This window comes from Arthrobacter sp. efr-133-R2A-120 (genome assembly GCF_030209835.1).
GTDB lineage: Bacteria > Actinomycetota > Actinomycetes > Actinomycetales > Micrococcaceae > Arthrobacter.
In genome coordinates this window covers 1-23162 of record NZ_JARVRF010000060.1, presented here as the reverse complement: position 1 = coordinate 23162, position 23162 = coordinate 1, and the positions used below count along the sequence as shown (strand labels likewise).

27 protein-coding genes and 2 pseudogenes are annotated in these 23162 nt (G+C 63.4%); 13 read left to right on the top strand and 16 right to left on the bottom strand.

Going from position 1 to position 23162, the window contains the following annotated elements; all coding sequences use genetic code 11:
- Positions 1 to 497 (top strand): ABC transporter substrate-binding protein (locus QRN52_RS20980; protein WP_284755541.1); only part of this gene is annotated, 497 nt, incomplete at its 5' end.
- Between the two features lie 134 nt (positions 498 to 631).
- Here QRN52_RS20980 and QRN52_RS20975 read toward each other — a convergent pair.
- The 8 genes from QRN52_RS20975 to QRN52_RS20940 all read right to left on the bottom strand — a co-directional run bounded on the left by QRN52_RS20975 (position 632) and on the right by QRN52_RS20940 (position 10003).
- The gene (locus QRN52_RS20975) at positions 632 to 1261 is read right to left on the bottom strand and encodes a helix-turn-helix domain-containing protein (RefSeq protein WP_284755540.1); all 630 of its coding nucleotides are present in this window, start codon (positions 1259 to 1261) and stop codon (positions 632 to 634) included.
- Between the two features lie 29 nt (positions 1262 to 1290).
- Complete coding sequence (locus QRN52_RS20970; RefSeq protein ID WP_284755538.1) at positions 1291 to 2547, bottom strand: allantoate amidohydrolase; 1257 nt, start codon at positions 2545 to 2547, stop codon at positions 1291 to 1293.
- A gap of 82 nt (positions 2548 to 2629) precedes the next feature.
- The gene (locus tag QRN52_RS20965; RefSeq protein ID WP_284755536.1) at positions 2630 to 3769 is read right to left on the bottom strand and encodes an FAD-dependent oxidoreductase; all 1140 of its coding nucleotides are present in this window, start codon (positions 3767 to 3769) and stop codon (positions 2630 to 2632) included.
- Complete coding sequence (locus tag QRN52_RS20960; RefSeq protein ID WP_284755534.1) at positions 3769 to 5142, bottom strand: FMN-binding glutamate synthase family protein; 1374 nt, start codon at positions 5140 to 5142, stop codon at positions 3769 to 3771. Before QRN52_RS20960 ends, QRN52_RS20965 begins: the two co-directional genes overlap by 1 nt.
- Positions 5143 to 5153: 11 nt before the next feature.
- Positions 5154 to 5864, bottom strand: coding sequence for a GltB/FmdC/FwdC-like GXGXG domain-containing protein (locus tag QRN52_RS20955; protein WP_284755532.1), 711 nt, complete (start codon positions 5862 to 5864; stop codon positions 5154 to 5156).
- Complete coding sequence (locus QRN52_RS20950) at positions 5852 to 6760, bottom strand: class II glutamine amidotransferase domain-containing protein (protein ID WP_184741942.1); 909 nt, start codon at positions 6758 to 6760, stop codon at positions 5852 to 5854. Before QRN52_RS20950 ends, QRN52_RS20955 begins: the two co-directional genes overlap by 13 nt.
- A 29-nt stretch (positions 6761 to 6789) precedes the next feature.
- Entirely contained in the window at positions 6790 to 8193 is a 1404-nt protein-coding gene (glnT, locus tag QRN52_RS20945) for a type III glutamate--ammonia ligase (protein ID WP_284755530.1), read from the bottom strand.
- Positions 8194 to 8467: 274 nt separating this feature from the next.
- On the bottom strand, positions 8468 to 10003 hold the full coding sequence (locus QRN52_RS20940) for an APC family permease (RefSeq protein ID WP_284755528.1): 1536 nt from the start codon (positions 10001 to 10003) through the stop codon (positions 8468 to 8470).
- Between the two features lie 476 nt (positions 10004 to 10479).
- On the opposite strand from QRN52_RS20940, the gene QRN52_RS20935 reads away from it, so the two are divergent.
- The 8 genes and pseudogenes from QRN52_RS20935 (at position 10480) to QRN52_RS20900 (ending at position 16756) form a co-directional block, all read left to right on the top strand.
- A complete protein-coding gene (locus tag QRN52_RS20935) occupies positions 10480 to 11283 on the top strand; it encodes a hypothetical protein (protein WP_284755526.1) in 804 nt (267 codons plus the stop codon).
- A 44-nt stretch (positions 11284 to 11327) separates the two neighbouring features.
- Positions 11328 to 12695: a trimethylamine monooxygenase gene (locus QRN52_RS20930; RefSeq protein ID WP_284755525.1), complete on the top strand. Its 1368-nt coding sequence runs from the start codon at positions 11328 to 11330 to the stop codon at positions 12693 to 12695.
- A 48-nt stretch (positions 12696 to 12743) separates the two neighbouring features.
- Positions 12744 to 13178 (top strand): cupin domain-containing protein, encoded by a 435-nt coding sequence (locus tag QRN52_RS20925; protein ID WP_284755524.1) that lies wholly within the window; start codon positions 12744 to 12746, stop codon positions 13176 to 13178.
- 3 nt (positions 13179 to 13181) lie between these two features.
- Positions 13182 to 13703: a dimethylamine monooxygenase subunit DmmA family protein gene (locus QRN52_RS20920; protein WP_284755545.1), complete on the top strand. Its 522-nt coding sequence runs from the start codon at positions 13182 to 13184 to the stop codon at positions 13701 to 13703.
- Positions 13700 to 14671, top strand: coding sequence for a PDR/VanB family oxidoreductase (locus QRN52_RS20915; RefSeq protein WP_284755523.1), 972 nt, complete (start codon positions 13700 to 13702; stop codon positions 14669 to 14671). The genes QRN52_RS20920 and QRN52_RS20915 overlap by 4 nt, the downstream gene beginning before the upstream one ends.
- The gene (locus QRN52_RS20910) at positions 14671 to 15654 is read left to right on the top strand and encodes a heme-dependent oxidative N-demethylase family protein (RefSeq protein WP_284755521.1); all 984 of its coding nucleotides are present in this window, start codon (positions 14671 to 14673) and stop codon (positions 15652 to 15654) included. The genes QRN52_RS20915 and QRN52_RS20910 overlap by 1 nt, the downstream gene beginning before the upstream one ends.
- 406 nt (positions 15655 to 16060) lie before the next feature.
- Positions 16061 to 16297 (top strand): annotated as a pseudogene (locus tag QRN52_RS20905) (cellulase family glycosylhydrolase); the annotation flags it as partial.
- The gene (locus QRN52_RS20900) at positions 16289 to 16756 is read left to right on the top strand and encodes a X2-like carbohydrate binding domain-containing protein (protein WP_350225170.1); all 468 of its coding nucleotides are present in this window, start codon (positions 16289 to 16291) and stop codon (positions 16754 to 16756) included. The pseudogene QRN52_RS20905 and the gene QRN52_RS20900, both read left to right, overlap by 9 nt.
- Positions 16757 to 16761: 5 nt before the next feature.
- On the opposite strand, the gene QRN52_RS20895 is transcribed toward QRN52_RS20900, so the two are convergent.
- The 5 genes and pseudogenes from QRN52_RS20895 to QRN52_RS20875 all read right to left on the bottom strand — a co-directional run bounded on the left by QRN52_RS20895 (position 16762) and on the right by QRN52_RS20875 (position 19455).
- Positions 16762 to 16965 (bottom strand): hypothetical protein, encoded by a 204-nt coding sequence (locus QRN52_RS20895; protein WP_284755520.1) that lies wholly within the window; start codon positions 16963 to 16965, stop codon positions 16762 to 16764.
- Positions 16966 to 17051: 86 nt separating this feature from the next.
- Positions 17052 to 17835, bottom strand: a pseudogene (locus QRN52_RS20890) (maleylacetate reductase); the annotation flags it as partial.
- Entirely contained in the window at positions 17832 to 18182 is a 351-nt protein-coding gene (locus QRN52_RS20885; RefSeq protein ID WP_284755519.1) for a GNAT family N-acetyltransferase, read from the bottom strand. The pseudogene QRN52_RS20890 and the gene QRN52_RS20885, both read right to left, overlap by 4 nt.
- Positions 18183 to 18202: 20 nt before the next feature.
- Positions 18203 to 18715 (bottom strand): YceI family protein, encoded by a 513-nt coding sequence (locus QRN52_RS20880; RefSeq protein ID WP_284755543.1) that lies wholly within the window; start codon positions 18713 to 18715, stop codon positions 18203 to 18205.
- Between the two features lie 269 nt (positions 18716 to 18984).
- Positions 18985 to 19455, bottom strand: coding sequence for a MarR family winged helix-turn-helix transcriptional regulator (locus QRN52_RS20875; RefSeq protein WP_284755517.1), 471 nt, complete (start codon positions 19453 to 19455; stop codon positions 18985 to 18987).
- Positions 19456 to 19646: 191 nt separating this feature from the next.
- Between QRN52_RS20875 and QRN52_RS20870 the strand changes: the two genes are divergently transcribed.
- From QRN52_RS20870 to QRN52_RS20860, 3 genes are all read left to right on the top strand, one after another.
- Positions 19647 to 20618: a ring-cleaving dioxygenase gene (locus tag QRN52_RS20870; protein WP_284755515.1), complete on the top strand. Its 972-nt coding sequence runs from the start codon at positions 19647 to 19649 to the stop codon at positions 20616 to 20618.
- Positions 20619 to 20625: 7 nt separating this feature from the next.
- On the top strand, positions 20626 to 21264 hold the full coding sequence (locus tag QRN52_RS20865) for an alpha/beta hydrolase (protein WP_284755513.1): 639 nt from the start codon (positions 20626 to 20628) through the stop codon (positions 21262 to 21264).
- A 76-nt stretch (positions 21265 to 21340) separates the two neighbouring features.
- A complete protein-coding gene (locus QRN52_RS20860) occupies positions 21341 to 21922 on the top strand; it encodes a hypothetical protein (RefSeq protein WP_284755512.1) in 582 nt (193 codons plus the stop codon).
- 85 nt (positions 21923 to 22007) lie between these two features.
- Here QRN52_RS20860 and QRN52_RS20855 read toward each other — a convergent pair whose 3' ends face one another.
- The 3 genes from QRN52_RS20855 to QRN52_RS20850 form a co-directional block, all read right to left on the bottom strand.
- A complete protein-coding gene (locus QRN52_RS20855) occupies positions 22008 to 22355 on the bottom strand; it encodes a hypothetical protein (RefSeq protein ID WP_284755511.1) in 348 nt (115 codons plus the stop codon).
- Positions 22312 to 22515 (bottom strand): YegP family protein, encoded by a 204-nt coding sequence (locus QRN52_RS23980; RefSeq protein ID WP_350225169.1) that lies wholly within the window; start codon positions 22513 to 22515, stop codon positions 22312 to 22314. Before QRN52_RS23980 ends, QRN52_RS20855 begins: the two co-directional genes overlap by 44 nt.
- Positions 22516 to 22641: 126 nt before the next feature.
- The gene (locus QRN52_RS20850; protein WP_284755510.1) at positions 22642 to 22989 is read right to left on the bottom strand and encodes a fibronectin type III-like domain-contianing protein; all 348 of its coding nucleotides are present in this window, start codon (positions 22987 to 22989) and stop codon (positions 22642 to 22644) included.
- 22 nt (positions 22990 to 23011) lie between these two features.
- Here QRN52_RS20850 and QRN52_RS20845 point away from each other — a divergent pair, with 22 nt between their 5' ends.
- Positions 23012 to 23146: a hypothetical protein gene (locus tag QRN52_RS20845; RefSeq protein ID WP_284755508.1), complete on the top strand. Its 135-nt coding sequence runs from the start codon at positions 23012 to 23014 to the stop codon at positions 23144 to 23146.
- Positions 23147 to 23162 lie beyond the last annotated feature (16 nt).

Below are 23162 nucleotides of genomic sequence, written 5' to 3'. Positions count from 1 at the left end.
AGCTCTTCCAGGACGGAAAGCTCGACGGCGCGTGGCTGCCCGAGCCCTGGGCCTCACGGCTGGTGCTCCAGGCCGGCGGGAAGGTGCTCGTGGACGAGAAGGACCTGTGGGACAAGGGACAGTTCCCCACCACGATCCTGATCGTGAGCAAGAAGTTCGCCGCCGACCACCCGCAGACCGTGACCGCCCTGCTCCAGGGCCACGAAGCCTCCGTCAACTGGCTTAACACCGCCTCGGCCGCGGACAAGGCCGCCGCGATCAACGCCGCGCTGAAGGCGACAGCGGGCAGCACCCTGCCGGCCGACGTGATCGACCGGTCCCTGAAGAACATCACCTTCACCGTGGACCCGCTCGCGGGAACCTACAAGAAGCTCCTCCAGGACGGGGTCGACGCCGGCATCACCAAACCGGCCGACATCAACGGCATCTTCGACCTCCGCGCCCTCAACAGCGTGACCGGGCAGAAGACCTCCGCAGCCGGTCTCGGGCAGGAATAGCCCGCCAAGTCCCAACTGGCTCGCAATAGTTGTCGTTTTGAGGCCTCATAACGACAACAAATGCGAGTTAGTTGGGTGCCTTCCTTTGCTCTCAGGAACGCTACGACCACGACCAGATCCGGAGTGAGCTGTTACTAGTGCGCCTGCCTCGCTGCTATGGCGAGGAACCTGATGGGCAGGTCCAACAGTTCCAGGGGGCCATGAGGTCCTTCGCCGTCCAGAAGAAGTGAATCCCCGGGTTCCATTGTGTATTCGTACGCACCGTGACCGTAAATCATCTTTCCCGAGAGTATGTAGATGAATTCAGTTCCTGGGTGCTGGAACAGTGGGAAAACATCCGAGGCATCCGTGAGAGTCACCAGGGTCGGCTCTAGCGCGTCCGTGCGACCCTTGAGGGTGCCCAGAACACGGTACTCATGCCCGTGCTGTGTTCCGCTGCGGACAGTCAGGCTGCCTTGGCCGTCCTTTGTAAACGTCGCGTCCCGGTCAGTGTCAGCGCCCCTGAAAAGTGCTGTGACAGGAATCTTAAGTCCATCGGCAAGTCTTTGCAGGGTGGTCAGCGAACAAGACGTGCTGGCGGTCTCGATTTTTGAAATCATCGCTTTGGACAACCCAGTCCGGGCTGCGAGTTCGGCCGACGAAAGCCCCTCTGCGTTCCGGTAGTGGCGGACTTGGCCAGCGATGATCCGCTCAAGCTTACCGGCCGCTTCTTCGGTCGCGGTCCGGTTGGTCGCGCCTATTTCTTCGCCAAGACTATTCATCATTCAGCCATCATAGGTGGCTACTGCCGTCCTTAACCGAGCACCCGCGCCTCGCCCAACAGACCTGCCAGAATATCTGCCAAAGCCGAGGCCCCTGCTTCAGCGTCCGCGTCCTCGACCAGTTCCTCGGGGGAATGCGAGATGCCGCTGGGGTTCCTGACGAACAGCATGGCGGTGGGGATGTGGGTTGCGAGCACTCCAGCGTCGTGGCCGGCCCCGGTATCCAGGACCGGCGCACCGGGGAGCAGGGCCTGGAGCTGGTCCCGCAGGCCGGTGTCGAAGTGGACTGTGGGGCTGAGCGATTCAGTGCCGAAGGTGACAGTGCAGTTTTCTTCGGCGGCGATGACCTGGGCGTTGAGGTGGATGGATTCGACGAGGGCGGCGGTGACTTCGTCCCTGGGGTGGCGGACGTCGATCCACAGGTCGACGCGGGAGGCGATGACGTTGGTGCCTCCGGGGACCGGCTGCAGGCGGCCCACGGTCGCGCGGGCGTCCCTGTAGTTCCTGGCCGTGTCGCGGATGCCGATCATGATTTTGGCTGCGGCGATCATCGGGTCTTTCCGATCTTTCATAAGGGTGGTTCCGGCGTGGTTGCCCTGACCGTGCACGGAGAGCTTCCACCGCCCGTGGCCCAGGATGGAGGATCCGATCGCCACCGGTTTGCCCAGGTCGACCAGTCCCCTCCCCTGTTCGACGTGGAGTTCAACGAACAGGCCCAGTTGCTGGAGGGTTGTGTGGTCTGCGCCGATGAACCGGGGGTCTTGTCCATTGGCCGCAGCCACCTCGGCGTAGGTATTGCCCTCGGCGTCTTTGAGCTTGCGGGCTTTGTCCGGGTCCAGGGCTCCGGTGAGGAGCCGGGATCCCAAGCAGGCGACGCCGAAGCGGGATCCTTCCTCTTCCGGGAACACCGCGATCGCCAGGGGTCGGCGCGGCCGGACGCCGCGGGCCTTGAGGATGTCGACGGCGGCCAATGCCGAGGCGACACCCAAGGGGCCGTCGTACTCGCCACCGCCGGGAACGGAGTCGAGGTGGCTGCCGGTGACAACGGCGTCCTTGCGAATGCCGGTGCCGGTGTCCCACCAGGCCCAGATGATCCCGTTGTTGTCGGTGGTGACCTCCAATCCGCGCCGGTTCGCCTGTTCGATGAACCAGCTTCGCAACTCGGTTTCCGCGTGGGAGAAGACGGGCCGGGAGTAGCCGCCGCGGTGCGGGTCCATCCCGACGCGGGAGATGTCCCGCATGAGGCCGGTTACGGTATCTGTTGCCGGTTTGGTCACCGAAGGGGTCATTGGCTGGGTCCGTTTCTGTGGGTGTGTCGTCTGGCTTTCAGGGATTAGTCGGCGCTGAACCGCCTAGCTGGTGCCGATCGGGTCAGCTGGCGCCCACCTTGGCGGTTGCGTGGCGGAACCGCGCCGGGATCTTGCCGGTCCCGGTCGCCAGCTCGGCGGCCCATTGCCCGATCAGGGGCGCGAATTTCGCGCCGTGCCCCGAGCAAGGCGAGACGATGGTGAGGCGGCCGGTCCGGTCGATGAGGAAGTCCTCGTTCGGGGTATTGGTGAACAGGCAGGTCGTTTCCGCGTACGGCTCGGGGTCCAAGCCAGGCAAGTACTTCCGGACGTAGTCCACCAGGCGGCGCCTGTTGTCCGGGTCCACCAGGCCGGTTTGGGCAGCGGCTGACGGGATGAGTTTGCCGCCGTTGTATTCGGCGACTTTCTGGCCGGCGAAGCCGGCGTCCCGTCCTCCGGGCAGCCCGTACGTCTGGATGTCCGCGCTTTTGTGGATGAAGGTGGGCCACGGAGCATCGTCGGAGCGGTAGCGGAAGTGGTAGGCCTGTTCCTGCCGGACGGTGAACTCCGGCAGCCTGGCCAGGAACCCGGTGGGAAGGGACAACTGTCCCAGCAGTGAAGGCAGCCAGCCGCCGGCGCTGATGATGACGTTGCCGGCGTCGAGCGTCTCCCAACCGTCAGAAGACAGCCGGTAGCCGGATCCCCGCTTTTCTACCCGCGAGACGTTCCAACCGGTGAGCAGCCGGGCGCCGAGCTTCACGGCCTGTTCGACCATGGCATTCACCGAGGACTCGGCGTCGATCACGCCTGCACCGGGGTGCCAGAGCACGGCTGTGTCGAAGGCGATGTGCGGCCAGCGCTCCCGAGCTTCTGCGGCGCTGAGGAGTTCGTGCTCGACGCCGGTCTCCGCGAGGATCCGGGCGAGCTGCTCCGGTTGCCGCTCGGGGCCGTAGTCCACCGCTCCGCAGGGCGTGATGAGTTCCAGCCCGATGGCCCGGTCCAGTTCGTCCCACAGGGACTTGGACTCCAGAACCGCCCGGGTATAGAACTCGTCCGGGTAGGCGTAGCGGAAGATCCGGGCCGAGCCATGGGAACTGCCGTCGTGGGCCGCCGGCTGCGCGCGTTCCAGGATCGTCACGTCATGGCCCCGCAAAGCCAGCTGCCAGGCCGTGGCGGCACCGGCAAGACCGGCGCCGACCACAACGTATTCGGAAGACTCCGGCATCACTTCGCCCCGGGAATCCAGTTGGTGCCGGCCAAGGGCACCCGCGCCATGGCGGAGGCTTCGATGGTAAGGGCCACGAGGTCCTCGGGTTCCAGGTTGTGCAAGTGGGATTTACCGCAGGCCCGGGCGATGGTCTGGGCCTCCATGGTCAGGACGCGCAGGTAGTTGGCCAGGCGCCGCCCGCCCGCCACCGGGTCAAGCCGGGAGGAAAGCTCGGGATCCTGCGTGGTGATCCCGGCAGGGTCGCGTCCGTCCTGGAAATCGTCGTAGAACCCTGCAGCCGATCCCAACGCAGCGTATTCGGCGGCGTAGCGGGGGTCGTTGTCCCCCAGCGCGATCAGCGCGGCGGTGCCGATCGCCACGGCGTCGGCACCCAGGGCCATGGCCTTGGCGACGTCGGCTCCGGTGCGGATGCCGCCGGAAACAATCAACTGGACCTTGCGGTGCAGGCCCAGTTCCTGCAGGGCCTGCACCGCCTGCGGAATGGCGGCGAGGGTAGGGATCCCGACATTTTCAATGAAGACCTGCTGCGTGGCGGCGGTACCGCCCTGCATTCCGTCGACGACGACGACGTCGGCTCCGGCCTTCACGGCCAGGGCGGTGTCGTAGTAGGGGCGGGAAGCACCGATCTTGACATAGATCGGTGTTTTCCAGTCGGTGATCTCGCGGAGTTCGCCGATCTTGATTTCCAGGTCGTCCGGCCCGGTCCAGTCAGGGTGACGGCTCGCGGAGCGCTGGTCGATCCCCACCGGGAGGGTGCGCATCCCGGCAACCCGTTCGGTGATCTTCTGGCCCAGCAGCATGCCTCCCCCGCCGGGCTTCGCGCCCTGGCCGAGCACGATTTCGATCGCGTCGGCCTTGCGAAGGTCGTCCGGGTTCATGCCGTACCGGGAGGGCAGGTACTGGTAAACGAGGTGCTTGGACTGGCCGCGCTCCTCAGGCGTCATGCCGCCGTCGCCCGTGGTTGTGGACGTCCCCACTTCGCTGGCTCCACGCCCCAGGGCCTCCTTGGCGTTGGCGGACAGCGCGCCGAAGCTCATCCCGGCAATAGTGACGGGGGTCTGCAGGTGCAGCGGCCGGCTCGCGTGCCGGTCGCCGAGGACGACGTCGGTATCGCACTTTTCGCGGTAGCCCTCCAGCGGGTAGCGGGACATGGAGGCGCCGAGGAAGAGCAGGTCATCGAAATGCGGGACCGTGCGCTTGGCGCCCCAGCCGCGGATGTCGTAGACGCCGGTGGCGGCTGCGCGCTGGATATCGGCGATGGTTGCGCGGTCGAACGTGGCGGATTCGCGCAGGCCAAGCTCCTCGGTGTGCTGGGCGGGGATACCCCCGGCGGGAAGAACAGAGTCCTGGGGCAGTGAAGTGATGGTCATGGGAGTGTCCTTTAGTACGAGGCCGAGTTGTGGACGCTGAAGTGGTAGAGGTTCCGTGCCGAGCCGTAGCGTTTGAAGTCCGCCGGGTTGTCGGTGCGTCCGGCAGCGGCAAGCAGGCCTTCCAACTCCTTAAGGTGTTCGATGTTCATCGGCTTTTCGATGCAGTCCGCGCCCAGGGAAGCGACGGTTCCCTTGACGTAGATCCGGGCTTCGTAGATGGAGTCACCCAGTGCTTCGCCGGCGTCGCCGCAGACCACCAGCCGGCCGGCCTGGGCCATGAACGCGGACATGTGGCCGATGTTCCCGCCGACGACAATGTCCACGCCCTTCATCGAGATCCCGCAGCGGGCCCCGGCGTTGCCGTCGATGACCACGAGCCCGCCGTGTCCGGTGGCCGCCGCCGACTGGGAGACGTCGCCTTTCACGTGCACCGTTCCGGACATGATGTTCTCCGCGAGCCCGACGCCGGCATTGCCGCTGATGGTCACGGTGCCCGTTTTGTGCATCCCGGCGGCGTAGTAGCCGGCATGGCCATTGATGGCGACGCTGATGTCGGCGTCGATTCCGACGGCGAGGCTGTGCTTGCCGCCGGGGTTGGCGACGGTCCAGGACTGGCCGTCGGTGGCCTCGTGCAGGGCCTGGTTCAGGTCCCGGACCGGGCTGTCGGCCAGGTCAATGGTGGCTGTTGGGGTTGTTGTTTCGGGGGCTGTCAGAGTGACCATGTGTAGACCTTCCCGGGTTCCGGTTCAAAGATGCGGGCTGTTTCGATGCCGGGCAGGGACGCCAGGGCACGGTATTCGGACGCCATGGCCACGTAGTCCTCGGTTTCGGCGATGATGGCGGGCTTGCAGGCGATCGGGTCCCGGACCACGGCCATGCTGTCCGCGGTAGTGACGACCAGGGTGTAGAAACCGTCGAAGACCTTGCCGAGGTTGATCAGGGCCGTCTCCAGGTCGTCGCCCTGCTGCAGGCGCGAGGCGATGTAGCGGGCGCCGACTTCGGTGTCGTTGTCCGAATCGAACACGACCCCTTCGCGCTTGAGCTCCCGGCGGATGGTGGCGTGGTTGGAGAAGGAGCCGTTGTGGACCAGGCACAGGTCATCCGCCACTGAGAAGGGGTGGGACCCGCCGGCAGTGACGGCGGACTCGGTGGCCATGCGCGTGTGGGACAGGCCCTGGCTCCCGGCCATGGCCTCCAGGCCGTGCTCGGCGGCGATGTGCATCGGGTGGCCGACGCTCTTCATGACCGCCACGTGTTCGCCGCGGCCGATGACGGTGGAGCCCGGGAGGGTTTCGCGCACCGCCTTCACCAGCAGATCGGTCCCGACGGCGGCGCTCACCAAGGTGGTGTCGCCCACGACCCTGACGGCCGGCGTCGCCGACGGCGAGAGCAGGCTTTCCAGTGATTCTGTGATCTCACCGAGCGGCAGGCCTTGGTCTTTGCCGAGGAGGCTGAGGGTGGAAGTGCCTTTGGAAACGAGGCCCGGGGTGTCGTAGACGGCCAGGCCGGCGGAGTCCGGTCCGCGGTCCACGATCTGGCACATCATGGAGGACAGGAGACTGCCCATTTCGGGGTGCAGCGAGGGGTTGCGCAGCTGCAGCGCAGCGATTCCGCACATTGGTGTGTCCTTTGCTAGTAGCGGGGTTGTCAGATCGAGGTCAGATAGGTGCGGATTTCCCAGTCGCTGACCTGGTTGTGCCAGCTCAGGAACTCTTCTTCCTTGGCATCGGCGTAGTACTCGCCGATCGCCGCATCGCCGCTCAGGCTCGAGAGCATCACCGGGTCCCGGCGCAGGGCCTCGACGGCGTGCAGGAGTGTCGCGGGCAAAAGGTGGGCGCCCTCGCGTGCTTCGCCGGGGCCGGACGGCGCGCCGGGGTCGGTGCGGTTCGTGACGCCGTCGAGCCCTGCTTCGATCGCCGTAGCGATGGCCAGGTACGGGTTCGCCGAGCCGTCCCCCGAACGGAGTTCGATCCGTTTTTCGTCCGGGACCCGGATCATGTGCGTGCGGTCATTGCCCCCGAACGAGGCCTTGCGCGGTGACCAGGTGGCTCCGGATGAGCTGGTGGTGGCGCCCGAGCGTTTGTAGGAGTTGACCGTCGGCGCAAGGAAGGCTTGAAGGGCCGGCGCATGCTCCAGGATGCCCCCGATGAACGAGTAGGCGAGGTCCGAAAGCCCAAGTCCCCTGCCGCCGTTGTCCGCGCCATCGTCGTCCCGCGGGAACAGCGCGTCCGCCCCCGACCACAGGGACAAGTGGAAGTGCAGGCCGGTGCCGGTCCGGTCGGTGAACGGTTTAGGCATGAACGTTGCGGTCATGCCGCGCTGTTCGGCGAGGATGTTCAGGATGTAGCGCAGCGTGATCACGCGGTCGGCCGTGGTGAGGGCGTCGGCGTAATTGAAGTTCTGTTCAAACTGCCCTGCGGCGTCCTCGTGGTCGTTGGCGTAATTGCCCCAGCCCAGGCCGTTCATCGCCTCCGAGATGGACGTCAGGTGTTCGTACATTCGGGTGACGCCACGGGCGTCATAGCAGGGACGCGGCGAGTCATCGCGGGCGTCGGCAGTGCTCAGGGAGCCGTCGGGGTTCTTGTTGACCAGGAAGTACTCCACTTCGGCGCCGACCTTGGCCTGCATGCCCTTCTCCCCCAGGCGGGCGAGCGTGTTTTTCAGGATGACCCTCGGGGCGTAGGGCCACGGAGTGCCGTCCACGTGCGGGTCGCAGTGGATGATCGCCAGGCCCTCCTTGATGAACGGCACAGGCGTGAAAGAGGTGAGATCGGGTATTGCGATGAGGTCCGAATCCTGGGGCTTCTGCCCGATCAGCCCGGCGGCGTACCCGGCAAATCCCATCGCGCCGGCCTCGAGCTCGCCCGCGGCTTCGACCGGGACCAGCTTGGCGCACGGCTTGCCGGTCATGTCCACAAAGGTGGCCAACAGGAAGCGCACGTCATGGGCCTTTGCGATGTCGGCCAGGGAAATCTGTCCGGCCTCGGCCGGCAGCCCGGCGTTTGATAGCGCTGATGCGCTCAGTACTGCAGGGGTTGCGACACTTGTCATCGGAACTGTCCTGTTCAATTTGGTGTTACCTATCGGGAAACGTTGTTGAACCACAGTAGTCAGATTGATGTTACAGCGGCTCTCCAGGGACGTTAAATCCATGTTTCGCGGTGAGAAGAAAAGTCAGCCGTATGCAACAGATGAACTGACACTGCGGCGACGCAGTTATGTGCCTAATGCGCTCAGCAGCCAGGCCCTCGTTCGGTTGAGGACCCGACTGCTGAGCTGTTGAGTGATTCTGTCCGGGCGAACGGGGGTTAGACGCCTGCCTTTTCTAGACGCCGGCCTTTTCCGGGACGAGGGAGAACGCCGCGATGCCGGTCGCGGGAATCGCATCGGCCGCCGGCGCGGTTCCGCGGAGGTAGGGTTTCTTCCACCGCATGTAGAGCAGGCCGGCGCCGACCACGAGCGCTGAACTCAGCAACGTCAGCCAGTTCTGCCACCACGGCCCGTCCGGAGTACGAGGCCACGCCATGTTGATCATGCCGGTCACCCCCCAAGCCAGTGCCAACACGTTTACGGGCACTCCCCATTTGCCCAGCTTGAACTGACCGCCGGGCTTCCAGCCTTTGAGTCGTGCCCGGAGGGCCGCAAGGACAACCATTTGGAATGCGAGGTAGATTCCCATCGTCGCGAACGACATGATGGCCATCAGCCCCTCTTCAGAGAATTTCGAAAGCAGGACGATCAAAGCAGGCGCGATTCCAGCCAGAAGCAACGCGAATGGCGGCACTCTGCGGCTCTCGCTAAACCTCGTCCATAGACCGCTCAGCGGCAACATCCGGTCGCGGCCCATGGCGTAAGTCAGGCGGCTCGTCGCCGCCTGGAAGCTCAGCAGGCAGGAGATGAAAGAGATCATGACGACGGCGAGCACCACTTTGACTCCGACCGCTCCGAAGGCGGATGAGAGGACAGAGTGGACCGGGTCCGCGTCCGCGCCGGACATGACGGCACCGAAGTCCGGAACGGCGAGGAGTAGCGAGAGGCATACGAACATTGACGCCGCTCCCCCAATGTAGATAGTCACCCGCATGGCCTTAGGAATGGTTGTCCCGGGATTTTTGACTTCCTCCGCCACATCGCCACAGGCCTCGAAGCCGTAATACTGGAAAATTCCGATCAAACCGGCCGCGGCAAATGCGGCGAAGTACCCATCGCCTCCGCCCGCACCGAATGTCTGGAAAATGACCGAGATGTCCTGGTTTCGGGAGGCGATCAGCAGCCAGCTGCCGACGACGATCGCCCCGCCGAGCTCGGCGATCAGACCGATCATTGCCACGGTATTGAGGATCTTGGTCCCGCAGAGGTTCAACGCGGTGGAGATGGCGATCAGGACGATTGCCGCCGCAATGGTTGTGTCTACTCCGGGTTCGAATCCCAAGAGGTCTGCCACGTACGGACCGGCTCCGTAGCCCACGGTGGCAATGCTCGTCAGCAGGGCGAACAGATAGATCCATCCGCTCATCCAACCCCATTTACGGCCCCAAAGGCGTCGCGACCAGGGGTAGATACCACCGGCCACGGGGTAGCTCGAGACTACCTCGCTAAAGACCTGGGCTACGAGGAACTGGCCGGCGCCCACGATAACAAGCGACCAGATCATCGGCGGCCCACCGATGCCAAGGGAGCTGGCGAACAGGGTGTAGATACCGACAACCGGTGACAGGTAGGTGAAGCCGAGGGACACATTGCCCCAGAACGTTACATCGCGCTCGAATTTCGTCTCATAGCTGTAGCCGAGTTCGCTGAGATGTTCGGCGTCCCCATCCGTCTCTGGCGAAGGGGGGTGGGGGGTTGTGATCGTAGTCATTACACTCCTTGGATCAAGGCAACTAAGGGTTGATACGGCTTGGGAAGGTGAAAGGTCTGGCGTCTTCGTCGGCGGCGAATATCTCAAGGGACCGAAGCCCGAGTTGAATGAGTGGCTCGACGTGGTTTTTCAGATGACAACTGATATGAAACCAGTGTGACTGACAGTGAACCAGCGGTGGGTTTCGGGGTTGTAAATTCCACGTTGCCTCTTGCCTTGGAAGCCTTTGGATCCCGCACGCGCAAGTGAGGCGGGAGGGGATGAGAGCTTCAAGGCCCCCGAGTGAAACGCAGACTTAACGCGGATGAAACCCACCGAGGTCCACTGTGGGTAATCATGGTTTCACAAGGCTAAATCAGTGCCGCGAAGCCACCTTGTGGCAGGCCAACGATTGGCCGGAACCCTTCCAGCTCACATCAAGATTCCCGTGGCACGGCTGTGCCCGACGCGGGGCAAGACCGGCAGGAGCTACACGGATGCATGTTGCTAGCGACGTCAAAGAGCATCTCTTCGACGTGACCATCGACGGGTCTCCCCGCCGTCCCGGCGAAGTCATGGCCGGCTGGTCGCCACACGACCGGTTCGGCATCGTTGTGCGGGAACCCTTCGGGGCGCTGGGAGCGAGCCTTCTCATCCAGCTGGCCGCGTTGCAGTTCTACGAGGCCCGGACCGCAAGGCGCGACGAAAACCCGCAATACCCCCAGACCTACCTCTTCCACGTCGGCGGCGCCTTCGGAGATCACAGCAGTTTCGATGTCTGGCCCGCCCGGCATGAGGTCATGGTCACCGACGCCCCCTGCGCCCTTTTGGGGGAAATCAATGACAGGGGCATCACGCGGCTGGCGGTGCCTATCGGCCGGGCCAGGCCGCTGGACTACCTCCAGGCCCAAGCGAGCGGCTGGACCGACAGGTCCGCCGCCTTGGATCGGATAAGCAGTGTCCTGGTCTATTCGCCGGACGGCCACGTGCCTGACCACGATGTGACGGTACGCGCGGCCGACCGCCAGCTGGAACTGATGACCAGCTGGAGCCTTGACGCAGAGGGAACCAAGAGGCACTTCGACGGCCTGACGGACCAAGAGCTCGTCGAAATGGAAATCGGGCCGAGCACCGCGACTGACCTGCGGTCATGGACCGCGGCATTCGGCAAGAGAATCAACGAGATCCCACGATCACAACGCAAAGCCCTTGCCCTGCGCAGGCGCCAGGAGATGCCCGGACTTGTCCGTACCGAAACGTTCCGGCGCGTAACTGTGGACGAGGGCCTCGCGCTCCTTTGAACACGGATGTGTACCCCACCCATTCAGAATGGAGTTCTGTAGAAATGACCACGAAAAAATTGCGAGTAGGCATCATTGGTGCCGGCCCCAGCGGAATGGCGCAGCTGCGCGCCTTCGAATCCGCCCGAAGGCAGGGCGCGGACATCCCCGAGATCACCTGCTTCGAAAAGCAAGCGGACTGGGGCGGGCAATGGAACTACAGCTGGCGAACCGGCCTGGATGGCCATGGCGAGCCTGTTCACAGCAGCATGTACCGCCACCTCTGGTCGAACGGGCCCAAGGAATGCCTGGAATTCTCCGACTACTCCTTCGACGAGCACTTCGGACAGACGATTTCGTCCTACCCGCCTCGCTCTGCTCTCTTCGACTACATCGAAGGAAGAGCGGTCAAAAGCGATGTCCGCAAGTACATCCAGTTCAGCACTGCGGCGCGCTGGGTTGACTACGACGACGCCGCACGGGAATTTACGGTCCTGGTCGAAGACCTGGTCACCAAACAGACCCGGAAGCATGTCTTCGACAAGCTCGTCGTCTCTACCGGACACTTCTCTACGCCCAATGTGCCGGAATTCGAGGGCATAGGGACCTTCCCGGGCCCCGTGCTCCACGCCCACGACTTTCGCGGTGCGGAGCAGTTTGCCGGCAAGAACGTTCTCCTGATCGGGAGCAGCTACTCCGCAGAAGACATCGGCATGCAGGCCTATAAGATGGGCGCGGCATCGGTGACGATCAGCTACCGGAGCAAACCGATGGGTTTCCGCTGGCCGGAGGGAGCCCGCGAAGTCCCCACCATAGAGCGCATCGACGGACAGTACGTCCATTTCGCGGACGGCAGTTCGGGACGGTTCGACGCGATGATCCTGTGCACGGGCTACCGCCACAAGTTCCCATTCCTGCCTGGCAGCCTCGCGCTGAGCACGCCCAACGTCCTGTACCCGGCCAACCTCTATAAGGGGATTGTCTGGCAAGGCAACCCCGATCTCTTCTACATCGGCATGCAGGACCAGTACTACACCTTCAACATGTTCGACGCCCAGGCTTGGCTGGCCCGTGACTACATCATGGGGCTGCACGAGATTCCGGGGAGCATTGAGCGGCAGGAGGACATCCAGTTTTGGCTGCAGAAGCAGGAAGCCCTCCACACACACGAGGACGAGGTCGACTTTCAGACCGATTACGTGAAGGACCTTATAGGCCTGACCGACTACCCGCCGTTTGACTTGGACGCGGTTGCAGTCCTGTTCAAGCAATGGATGCATGACAAGGAAGAGAACATCCTGGGGTACCGCGACAGCGTCCACACTTCAGTGATGACGGGGACTACAGCCTCGGCGCACCACACGGCATGGCTGGACGCCATGGACGACAGCATCGAGGCGTACCTTTCCACGCCCGTGGTGTCACGGCCCTGACCGGGCGTCCCGGATCCAGGGAATTAACATCCCCGAAACCCATCGCAATTGAATTTCAGTAAAACTAGTTTCACCACAGTAAATCAAGCAGAGGACAACACCATGACTACAACTTTGAGCGGCACGATGTCCAAGGGCGGTTCCATCCACAAGGTCGAGAATGGCTTCCTGGACCTGCCGAAAATGGATGAAGAAGGATGCGAGGCGTTCATCAATGACTCCTTTGCGAACCCCGAAGGATCCTCGATGTGCGCAGGGTTCTTCGAGCTCAAGGCCTCGGAGCCACTCGTCTACGAATACACCTACGACGAGATGAAGCTGGTTGTCCAGGGCGAATTCATCCTCACGGACTTGGCCACCGGAGCCGTCACGCACGCCAAGGAACGCGACGTCCTGTTCTTCCCCAAGGGGACCACGGTGAAGTTCGAGACAGCGGACTACGCCCTGGGCTTCTTCACAGGCGACCGTACCTTCGCCCCGTAAGTGATGATTCCACGCCATTCCAGCGTGCCCCGGCCGGGGGCGGTTCCGTCCCCGGCGCGGGCCCGCGAGTACTTCGCAGTATCCTTCGGAAACGAAGGATTCAAAGAATCGGATGCATGGCTGCGGCGGCTGGACCACTCCATCCAGCGCCAGCATGTGGCGTTCCGGACGGGCGACGACGCCGCAGCCGCCGCGCTGCAGGCGCGCCTGGCGTCCGCCGTCGTCGGCATCCGGGTGGTGTTGGCCGGACCGGAGGCCGACGTCTACACCCTCCGGGCCCTTGCACTCAGAATGGGCGCCGTGGACGAGGAAGTGTTCCTGCTGGTGACGCCGGATGGCTCCCGACGGGTCCATTGCCCCCATTGCCAGTCCACGACTGTCACGGACCGACCTGTCGGTGAGGTGGTCGTGTGCACGGGGTGCCAAAAAAGCCTCGTGATCTACCACCACTTCTCACGCCGCACGGCAACGTACCTGGGCTACATGGTGGATGCCGAAGAACGAGCTAAGGAGGATGCCGCATGACAGCGACAGCGGAAGCATCAGCACCCGCGTTGCACAACGCCCTGGAACTTGTCCTCGCGGATGTCACGGACCGGACACCGTCAATCCGGAGCTTCACGTTCCGCGACCCAGCCGGAAACGAGCTGCCTCCCTACGTCCCCGGCAGCCACATAATTGTCCACTCCGGGGACAAGGCCAATGCCTACTCCCTCACCGGCTCGGGTGTACTTACCGCTGAATACACCATCTCCGTACTGCGGGTCGACAACGGCGGAGGCGGCTCCGCCGCACTGCACCAGCTGGCGCCGGGTGCCCGGCTGAGTGTGTCCCGCCCGCGCAGCGCCTTCGCTCCCGTCGCGACGGCCAGGCACCATTTGCTCATTGCCGCCGGCATCGGCATAACACCCATGCTGTCCCATATGCGCGCCGCAACTGAATGGGGCCATTCCGCATCCCTGCTGTATGCCTACCGGCAGGGCGAGGGAGCCCATCTCGACGACGTTCGGGAGCTTTGCGGGGAGCGCTTGCTTGAGTGCACAGACCGGAGCAGTTTCCTGGCTGCGCTCGGCGTCCGGCTCGGCGAACAGCCCCTGGGCACCCACCTGTATGTGTGCGGCCCTCAGGGCTTCATGGATACGGTGCTCAGCGCGGCTGCCGTGGCGGGATGGCCGCCGTCGCGGCTTCATTCGGAACCGTTCGGCACCGCGGACCTGGACCCGGGCCAGCCGTTTAGCGTCACGCTTGGCCGGAGCGGCGCCGTCGTCGATGTTCCTTCCGGCACCTCCCTGCTCAAAGCCCTGGAAGACTCCGGCCACAAAGTGCCATTCATGTGCCGCCAGGGCGTCTGCGGCGAATGCATCCTGCCCGTCCTCCGTGGCACGCCTGAGCACAGGGACCTCTACTTGTCCGAAGCCGAGAAAACCGCCAACAATTCGATAATGTGCTGCGTTTCACGCAGCCGTGATGCCGGACTGGAGATTGACCTTTGATGTTGAGCACGCAGGAATCAACCCTCACGCCGTCCGCCCGGCGCTTCCCATTCCCATTCCGCGAAGACTCCTACCGGTACAGCACCAATGTGGAACCAGCCCCGCAGTTCGTGCCGACGGATGCCGGTGGATGGGGAGACCGGCTGATCGAAATCGATCCCCATTACGGTTCCGAACTGGAGGAACGGGCGGCAATACTCGACCGTGACCCGTCACGCATCGCAATGCTCCCGCATATGGGTCCAGCCGTCTGGGACACCATCACCACCTTGCTGCCAGTGCTGGCTACCGACTATCCCGATGTCATGTGCTTCACGCGCGAAGGCCGCCGCTGCCATTGGCGCAACGACCTCTTGGGCTTGGATATCGACTTCGTCATAGGGGACGCCTCGACCCTGCCGATGGAGCCCCTGCGCTTCATCGGCAGCCAGATCCAGGACGACATCGCATTGCTGGATCAGCGCGAAGACGCCCTCTGGCTGGACGCCGGCGTGATCACCTTTGCCGCAGACTGGTCGTTAGGCTTCGACGTCGGCATGCGCTTCCTCGAGGTCCATGGCCCGGTGCCCCGGGTCCACGAAGAGCAGATCATTACGCGGGCCCAGCAATTCCTGATGAGGCTCCAGCCCGGAGAGAAGTTCCGGCGGACGAATTGGACCATGACCGTGGACCGGCGTCTCGACACCTCCACGGAGACCTATCCCGAATGGGGGCCGGACCGGCTAGAGGTGGTCGACGACCCCGACCTGGCCAAACGGCTCCACCTGCGCGTCGAAGTCCAGCACCTCATCCGGCTGCCGCATTCAGGCGCCATTCTCTTCCTCGTCCGCACCCACATGATCTCGTTGGCCGAAATTTCGGCCGTTCCGGCGTGGCGACAACGCCTCGGCCGGGTGCTGGCCGAGCTGCCGGAGGACATGGCGGACTACAAAGGAATCTCCCGATACCGCCATGCGGCGGCCCAGTGGCTGCTCGGAGGCTGAGGCCCATGCCCGGGCACCAAAGTCTGGCGCTTCTTCAGGGGTATTGCTGCGTACCGCAAAGCCGACAGGACCCTCATTAACCGGGCCGCCGGACAGCCAGTCGTTGCTGAGCTCACCGACGCGTTTGCCGAACCGGTCTGGCGCCCAGTTCTCTGAATTCGTCCAACACGGCAATTCCCGAATCCTTTGAATGGGGTTGGCCCGGGATCGACTCCGTCGGCCGCCTGTGACCGTGCGCGAGCAAGAACGCCTTCGTGGTGGACTTCCGTTTCGGGCGTCATCGTGAAGACGATTGAAGCCGCTGCGATGGGCCCAGTGGGCCTGATCGGTTGCCCCCGCGAGGGGTGACCTCTGCGACAGAGGGAGTCAAGCCTCCGAAGCGCTTGGCGAGCCATATGGCTTCTGGCCCTTCAGCACAAACATCGCCGGCTACACCAAGCATGACCAGCAGGTGCAGGGAATGCTGGAGAAGAACTTCCAGAGTCAAGTCGATGCCTTCATTTCCAAGGGAATCCCGGTGATTATCGGCGAGTACGGTCTCCTCGACGGGTACGACAAGAAGGTCGAGCGTGGTGAGGCCCTGAAATTCTTCGAGGATTTCGGCTATCTCGCACGCACTTCGGGCATCACCACCATGTGGTGGGACAACGGTGATCGGTTCGACCGGGTCGCACTCAAGTGGCGTGACCAGGAGGAGTTCGACTACATCAAGACCGGGTGGACCATGCGCTCGGGTACAGCCTCCTCAGACCTCGTGTTCATCGACAGCTCAAGCAAGGTAAAGGACCAGACCGTCGCGCTCAACCTGAACGGCCTCAAGTTCAAGGAGCTCCGCTTCGGTAGCGAGGTTCTGAAGACTGGCCGGGACTACTCGCTCGACGGCGCTACTTTGACCCTCAAGGCGAAGCTGCTCAAGACTCTCCTCGGCGATCGCAGCGTCGGCAACAGCGCGCCGCTTACGGTGGGGTTCTCGGCGGGTATGCCGTGGAAGCTCAACGTGATCAGCTCCGCTGCGCCCGTCGTCCACGCTGCGACAGGAACCAACGCGTCGCTTCCTATCCCTACGGCCTTCAACACGAGCGTGAACGGCGTGGCCCCCTAAAACCGCTAGCCGTTCATGGGACCTTCAGCATGCAGCTTGCCGGCTCCTGGGCCTTCAAGGTGCACTGTGGCCCGGACCACCAGGCTATCCGGGGCGGTGTCCATCTCAACCAGGGTTTCGTGGGCGTTCAGGATGGCGAAGACTTCGGAACCGGCCTCGACCGTCAGCCCCTTGGCTTCCGCCGTCTGCCTGGCATTGTCCAAAGCCACGCGCTGAAGCTCCTCAACATACTTGCCGTCATCTTCGCGAGCGGCATCGCCGAATGCCCAGCCAAACAAAGTCCCGGTGTTGTCCGGAGCACGACGGCGTGGGTTTGGGCGTGAGGAAGGTTCCATCTGCCGCCCAGGACATGGCATATCTTGTGGTGCATCCCGGATCCCGCGGACGCGAAGATAGGCCCCGTACAGTGCCTGCTCCCTGCCGCGGAGATCGTTCAGGTTCCTGCCTATAACCGGAAGCGCGTCGTTCAGGGCGCGGATGCCTTCGACGGCAAGTGCCTGGTTGATGGGGTCGGTGCGGGGCGCCCACAAGGAGTCGATGCAGTGGGCCAAGGCGTTCAGGCCCGAGGCGATGCTCAGCTCCCTCGGCAGTGACAGTGTCAGCTCGGCATCGTAAATGACGGTCACGGGCAGCACACGGTCATCGACACCGGTGGTCTTGCGTGCTGCTTCGGTCAGCCCCCACACGTTGGTCGCCTCCGAGCCTGCATACGTGGTCGGAACGGCGAGGATGGGCAGGCCGGTCGTCAGGGCGATGGCTTTGGCGAGGCCCGTGGCGGAGCCGCCGCCGACACTGACGAGCAGGTCGATGCCGTTCCGGATCGCCGCGTCCCGAGCCGTGTCGGCCTTGTGCAGGGGGACGTGCGGGGCGACGTCGTCATAGCTCAGCGTCACGTTGATGCCGGCGGTGACCTTTTCGGCTTCTGGCCGTTCCCTGGCGGAAGAGATGACCATGACGTTCCTGGCTCCAAGGCGTTTGATCTCTCCGGTGAGGTGTTCGGCCGCCTTTCCGGCGCCGAACAGCACCCGCTGGCCCAGGGTGATGTGTTCAAATGTACGTCCCGCGCCCGTTCCGCTCACGGCTTGTAGAAGCGGTCGACGGCGGCCAGGTGCCCGGGTCGAATCGGCGCGGCGTGCTGCTGGTAGTCCGGGTGGCGGCGCATCCAGGCCTTGATGTAGGGACACACGGGGATGATGGTCAGCCCGGCGGCTATGGTGTCGTCCAATGCATGCTTGGCCAGGACCGCGGCAAGGCCCTTGCCCGCGTAGGCGTCGCTGACTTCGGTGTGGTAGAAGATCCTTTCCCTGTCGGCCGGGTCGCTGGCGGGCACGTACTCGGTCTTGCCGATGGCGCTCTCCCCGTCGACGAGCTCGTAGCAGTGGTTGTCCGGGACGTGCCGGACAGTGATGGTTTTCTCCGGATCCATTGTGACTCCTGGGTGACGCGTTAGCTGGCGGGGAGAACGAAGGCCGAGTCGATTGTGATGGTGACCTTGTCGCCGACGAGGACTCCGCCGGCTTCCAGGGCGGCGTTCCAGGTGATGCCGAATTCCTTGCGCGAGATCTGCGCGGAGGCGGAGAACCCGGCACGGGTCGCGCCGAAGGGGTCAATGGCCACGCCACCGAACTCGACGTCGAAGGTTACCGGCCTGGTGGTTTCCTTGATGGTCAGGTCGCCGCTGAGGCTGAACTTCTCCTGGGTTCCCCGGACCTCGGTTGCCGTGAAGGTCATGTTCGGGAACTGCTCAACGTTGAAGAAGTCCGGTCCCTTGACATGGGCGTCGCGGTCGTTGTTGTTGGAGTCAAACGAGGCGGTCTTCACGCTGGCCTCGACGGACGAGGTGCCGAGGGTGTCGCCGATGACGAGCGTGGCGTCTGCCTCGGCGAACTGGCCGCGTACCTTGCTGATGCCGGCGTGGCGCACGGTGAAGCCTACTTCGGTGTGTGCCTGGTCAAGCATCCAAGTGCCGGGGATGAGTTCAATCGTGGTCACGGTCTGTCTCCTTGGTCGGGGCGTCGCATGTAGCGGATTTACATGCGTATGCATATAACTATCGCCATACCCTCGGCGCTTGTCAACTGAGAAGATTCTTTTCGGCAAATAGTTTACTGGAAAACTATCTACAGTCGAACGCGATCGAACCCTGCGTAAAGTTTCAACCCCACGGGGCCTGGAAGCGCCGCCGCGGGACACGTTCGGGCCTCCTGCGCGCAGGGGCGGCCGAGAACCTACAAGGTGGAGTTGGCTTCGCGCAATTCGGCCATGGCTTCGGCGACCACTGCCGCCCTATCGGCCCCGAGAACGTCGATGTAGGTTTTGCGGACGATGTCGGCAACCAGGTTCTGGAGTTCGTCGGCCAACTTAACGCCGGCCGCGGTCAGTTCGAGATAGACCACCCTTCGGTCGTCGGCGCAAGGGGTTCGGACGACCAGGTCGCGTTTGGCCAGGCGGTCCGCGATCTTGGTAAACCCGCCCGTGCTGAAGGCCGCCTCACGAGCCAGCGCCGCCATGGACATCCTGCGCTCGGGGCTGCGGGTGAGGCGCAGCAGTGTCTCGGTTTCGGCTGGATCCAGGGAGAAGGCGGCGGCCACCGCCCGGTGCAGCTTCCTGTTCGTGATCTGGAAGCCTTCGATAACCAGCCCCCACTGGGTGACCGGATCAAGATTCCGGCCGGCCACCGCTTCCGCATGCTCCGTCATGTCCAATCCTTTCCGTTCCCAATGATACTGCGCCAGAGAAGCTACTTCCGTGGAACCTACTTGCTCAGCACTATCTTGCCGCCTTGACGAATTTATCTTCCTAGGAAATAATTTTCTCGATAGATGCATTTGCATATACATCACCGGCCGGGGGCTTCCTGACCGGATCAGTCCGAACAGGAGGGGTCAACATGACCGCGAATACCTCAGGCTTGCACCACGTCACAGCCATTGCCGGCGATCCGCAGGCAAACATCGACTTTTATATAAGGGGCCTAGGCCTGCGCATGGTGAAGAAGACGGTCAACTTCGATGATCCGTCCACCTACCACTTGTACTATGGCGACGAGTCCGGCCGACCCGGCACCCTCATGACATTCTTCCCGTGGCGGGGCATCGCTCCCGGCCGCATCGGGGCAGGACAGTCGACCTCCACCGCGTTCTCGATCCCGGAAGGCACGCTGGGCTGGTGGCAGGAGCATTTCAAGGCACTCGGCGTCGAATCCACCATCACCCGGGAGTCCGCCGACGAAGAGCGCCTCTCCCTGCGGGACCCGGACGGGCTGCAGCTGGATCTGGTCGCATCCTCCACCATCGATCCCCGGAACCCCTGGGATTCCGCCTCCGTGCCCGCCGAGTATGCCGTGCGCGGCCAGCACTCCTCCGTGCTCACCGTGGCCGACCCGGACAAGACCGTGGCCGTGCTGACCGAAGACCTTGGCCTGCACCTGGTCGGCACCTCCGGTAACCGCACCCGACTGGCGGCCGGCAACGGCGGTCCCGGAAACCTCATCGACGTCATCGCCGACCCCAAAGCCCAGCCCGGCCTCTCCGCAGGCGGCACCGTGCACCACATCGCCTTCAGGGTCCCTGACGCCGCCACCCAGGAGAACTGGCGCCAGGAACTGGTCGGACGCGGTTTCCACGTCACGGACATCCTGGACCGCCAGTACTTCACCTCCATCTACTTCCGCGAACCCGGCGGCGTGCTTTACGAAATCGCAACCGACACCCCCGGCTTCGACGTCGACGAACCGCTCCTCGAACTCGGCCGCTCCCTGAAGCTGCCGCCGTGGCTCGAACCCTCCCGCGAGGCCATCGAACATTCCGTGGCACGCATCGAATTGCCGGCAGAGAACAACCCCGCCCTGGCTGGACGGTAGTTCGCCGATGAGCACTCAAACCAGCATCGTCACCGGCCGGCCGCATCTTTTCAGCCCCGGCGAGGCAGGGACCCCAGTGCTGCTGATGCTGCACGGCACCGGCGGCAACGAGCACGAGATCGCCTCCCTCGCCGCCGAACTCCAACCCGACGCCGGCGTACTCGCACCCCGCGGCCAGGTGCAGGAGCACGGCATGCTCCGATGGTTCCGGCGCCACGGCGAAGGGCTCTTTGACGTCGACGACGTCATCGCAAGGGCAACAGATCTGGCAGTCTTCCTGGACGCCGCCCGAGAACACTACGGATTCGGCAACCGGCCCGTGATAGCAGTCGGGTTCTCAAACGGTGCCAACATTGCCTTGGCCGCAGCCATCCTGCACCCCCATGCCCTGGATCAGGTCATCGCATTTTCCGGCATGTACCCCTTTGGGGACCGGGAAACTGCGACCGACCTCAGTGGCAGCAGGCTGCTGATCCTAAACGGCGAGTCCGACCCGATGGCCCCGCTTCCCAGCGTCAGGACACTCATCGCCGCCCTCCACCAAAACGGCGCCGATGTAAAACAGGTGCTGCGTCCCGGCGGACACGGCATCGCGCACGCCGATCTCGAAGCCGCAAGACAGTGGCTGGAAGAAGCCAGCAGATAAACGAAAATCTCGATACGGTTTTGACTGAGAGGATGAACCGGAATTAGTGGGCCCAACATGAGCAGAAGGGGATTCAGTGAAAAGTGACGGTTCTGATCTTGCGCCGGAGGACCATGGCGATACACCGGTGCTACCCCAAGCCGGGGATTCGTTTCACGCTTTACCTGACCGGTCCCAAGCTTTCCTTAGTGCGCTGCTGACCGAGCATTTCGTGCTGGAGTCTGCCAGGGGAATAACGGTTTCCGAGTCCAGCAGCAGGGCGTCGCTGTACTTGATGACGCTGTCGAGTTCGCTGGTCGCGCATGGCTTCCTTGCACAGTCTTCTGTCGCCTTCCATTTTCTCGCTGTCGTCATTCCCGTGGTCGTTGTGCTGGGCCTCTTCACCTACGAGCGGCTGGTCCAGACGTCATTGGAAGACGTCGCCGCTTTGAACTCGATGCAGCGTATTCGCAGGTATTACGCACGCATTCTCCCTGGGGCCGATGAATTCTTTCCCGTTCCACACGGACAAGACGCACTGAATGAGCTACTTGAGATCGGAAGCCGAGGGTCCTGGCGTGGCGTCTTCTTCACGATGTCCACGGCCGGCGTGGCACTTATCAGTTCACCGCTGTCCCTAATTCGCATTATTCTTGCGGGACACCGCCCCCACCGATAGTGGCAGTTGCTCATCTGGCCCCATCGTTAGCTCCTGGCCGGCCAACTGCTCAAGCCGTCGGTCAAGCTCTCGGGAACGGGGAGATTCATTGCCCTTTTCTGATAACAGGCAAAGGTGCTGTGTCGAAGAATCGGTATTCCCCCATGGGGGCGCGGATTGTTCCGGCGGCTTCAGCTTTCCCCCGGATGAAGTCATGGTCATCTCTGGAGAGCACCACCTGTCCTTTCGGGTCAAACTCAATGTCCCCGCACGGGTCTTTGCGGAATTTCGCCGACATTGCCGGGGGCAGGAGCAGACTTGCCGGATTTTCCAGAAGCCATGTCCGGGTCTCGGAATCGAGCCGGTCCCACTCATCTCTAATGTTCACTGTGACCTTCCTTGACCGTTCGTCACGACTGTCGGGAATGGGATTTGGTTGTGCAGTCCACAACATGCGCCGTGGCCGCCTGTTCCCGGATGTCCCTGACGGCGGCGGCTGCTGTCGCCTTGTCTTCGTACGCCTCCGACTTTGCCAGGGTTTCCCCGGCGGAATTGACGAGGTTTATCCGGACCCCTCGCGGTTCAGCGTCTACAAGTTCGAATTGGCCAGGCATCGGTGTCCCCTTCACGATTGGCTGCATTGACGTTCGTGCTGGCGAGCGTCGCCGAAACAAACATTATATGACAATTATGTCAATAATTATGAATTTGACGGAAAAATACCTGTTATTCCTGCGCGGTCAGTTGATCGGGCCGCCGATCGACAATGGTGTGCGTAGCACGCGCTCCGCGAGTAGTCGCCGTTCGCCGATGATAGTCACCTCGGCCGTCACCGCGGCCTCGGCAGCCGACGGGCCGGCGATGAGCCGCAACGGGCCGGGGTCGGCTCCGAGCGCCCCGTCTTCGCCGGTGATCGCGAGCCGGGCAGCGTCCACGCGGAGGGAGACCGTCCGCGATTCACCGGACCCGATCGGGATCCGTGCGTACCCGATGAGTTGTACGGCCGGGCGAACTACGGGGGCCGACGGGAAGGCCGCGTAGAGCTGGTCGACCTCTACGGTGTTATCGCCGTCATTGCGTATCGTCACGGCAGCGTCCAGCGAGCCCCCAGTGCTGAGGTTCGCGGCGGCCCGCTGGATCTCCGCATATCAGGAGCATCGGGAACTCATCAGCACCGGCCGGGTCGTCGCCGACGGCGACTTTGACGGCTCTTGGTGGTTCGTGGGGAAGCAGATTCCCGGATGAGTGTCATGCCGCCGTC

Bases quoted from the DNA above. Each gene is read 5' to 3' on its own strand.
- QRN52_RS20920 (WP_284755545.1), top strand. From the start codon at position 13,182: ATGATTCCACGCCATTCCAGCGTGCCCCGGCCGGGGGCGGTTCCGTCC.
- QRN52_RS20930 (WP_284755525.1), top strand. From the start codon at position 11,328: ATGACCACGAAAAAATTGCGAGTAGGCATCATTGGTGCCGGCCCCAGC.
- QRN52_RS23980 (WP_350225169.1), bottom strand. From the start codon at position 22,515: ATGCCTGGCCAATTCGAACTTGTAGACGCTGAACCGCGAGGGGTCCGG.
- QRN52_RS20880 (WP_284755543.1), bottom strand. From the start codon at position 18,715: ATGCTTGACCAGGCACACACCGAAGTAGGCTTCACCGTGCGCCACGCC.
- QRN52_RS20965 (WP_284755536.1), bottom strand. From the start codon at position 3,769: ATGCCGGAGTCTTCCGAATACGTTGTGGTCGGCGCCGGTCTTGCCGGT.
- QRN52_RS20875 (WP_284755517.1), bottom strand. From the start codon at position 19,455: ATGACGGAGCATGCGGAAGCGGTGGCCGGCCGGAATCTTGATCCGGTC.
- glnT (WP_284755530.1), bottom strand. From the start codon at position 8,193: ATGACAAGTGTCGCAACCCCTGCAGTACTGAGCGCATCAGCGCTATCA.
- QRN52_RS20855 (WP_284755511.1), bottom strand. From the start codon at position 22,355: ATGTTGTGGACTGCACAACCAAATCCCATTCCCGACAGTCGTGACGAA.
- QRN52_RS20915 (WP_284755523.1), top strand. From the start codon at position 13,700: ATGACAGCGACAGCGGAAGCATCAGCACCCGCGTTGCACAACGCCCTG.
- QRN52_RS20935 (WP_284755526.1), top strand. From the start codon at position 10,480: ATGCATGTTGCTAGCGACGTCAAAGAGCATCTCTTCGACGTGACCATC.
- QRN52_RS20870 (WP_284755515.1), top strand. From the start codon at position 19,647: ATGACCGCGAATACCTCAGGCTTGCACCACGTCACAGCCATTGCCGGC.
- QRN52_RS20865 (WP_284755513.1), top strand. From the start codon at position 20,626: ATGAGCACTCAAACCAGCATCGTCACCGGCCGGCCGCATCTTTTCAGC.
- QRN52_RS20950 (WP_184741942.1), bottom strand. From the start codon at position 6,760: ATGTGCGGAATCGCTGCGCTGCAGCTGCGCAACCCCTCGCTGCACCCC.
- QRN52_RS20960 (WP_284755534.1), bottom strand. From the start codon at position 5,142: ATGACCATCACTTCACTGCCCCAGGACTCTGTTCTTCCCGCCGGGGGT.
- QRN52_RS20940 (WP_284755528.1), bottom strand. From the start codon at position 10,003: ATGACTACGATCACAACCCCCCACCCCCCTTCGCCAGAGACGGATGGG.
- QRN52_RS20970 (WP_284755538.1), bottom strand. From the start codon at position 2,547: ATGACCCCTTCGGTGACCAAACCGGCAACAGATACCGTAACCGGCCTC.
- QRN52_RS20885 (WP_284755519.1), bottom strand. From the start codon at position 18,182: ATGGATCCGGAGAAAACCATCACTGTCCGGCACGTCCCGGACAACCAC.
- QRN52_RS20900 (WP_350225170.1), top strand. From the start codon at position 16,289: ATGTGGTGGGACAACGGTGATCGGTTCGACCGGGTCGCACTCAAGTGG.
- QRN52_RS20975 (WP_284755540.1), bottom strand. From the start codon at position 1,261: ATGATGAATAGTCTTGGCGAAGAAATAGGCGCGACCAACCGGACCGCG.
- QRN52_RS20955 (WP_284755532.1), bottom strand. From the start codon at position 5,864: ATGGTCACTCTGACAGCCCCCGAAACAACAACCCCAACAGCCACCATT.
- QRN52_RS20910 (WP_284755521.1), top strand. From the start codon at position 14,671: ATGTTGAGCACGCAGGAATCAACCCTCACGCCGTCCGCCCGGCGCTTC.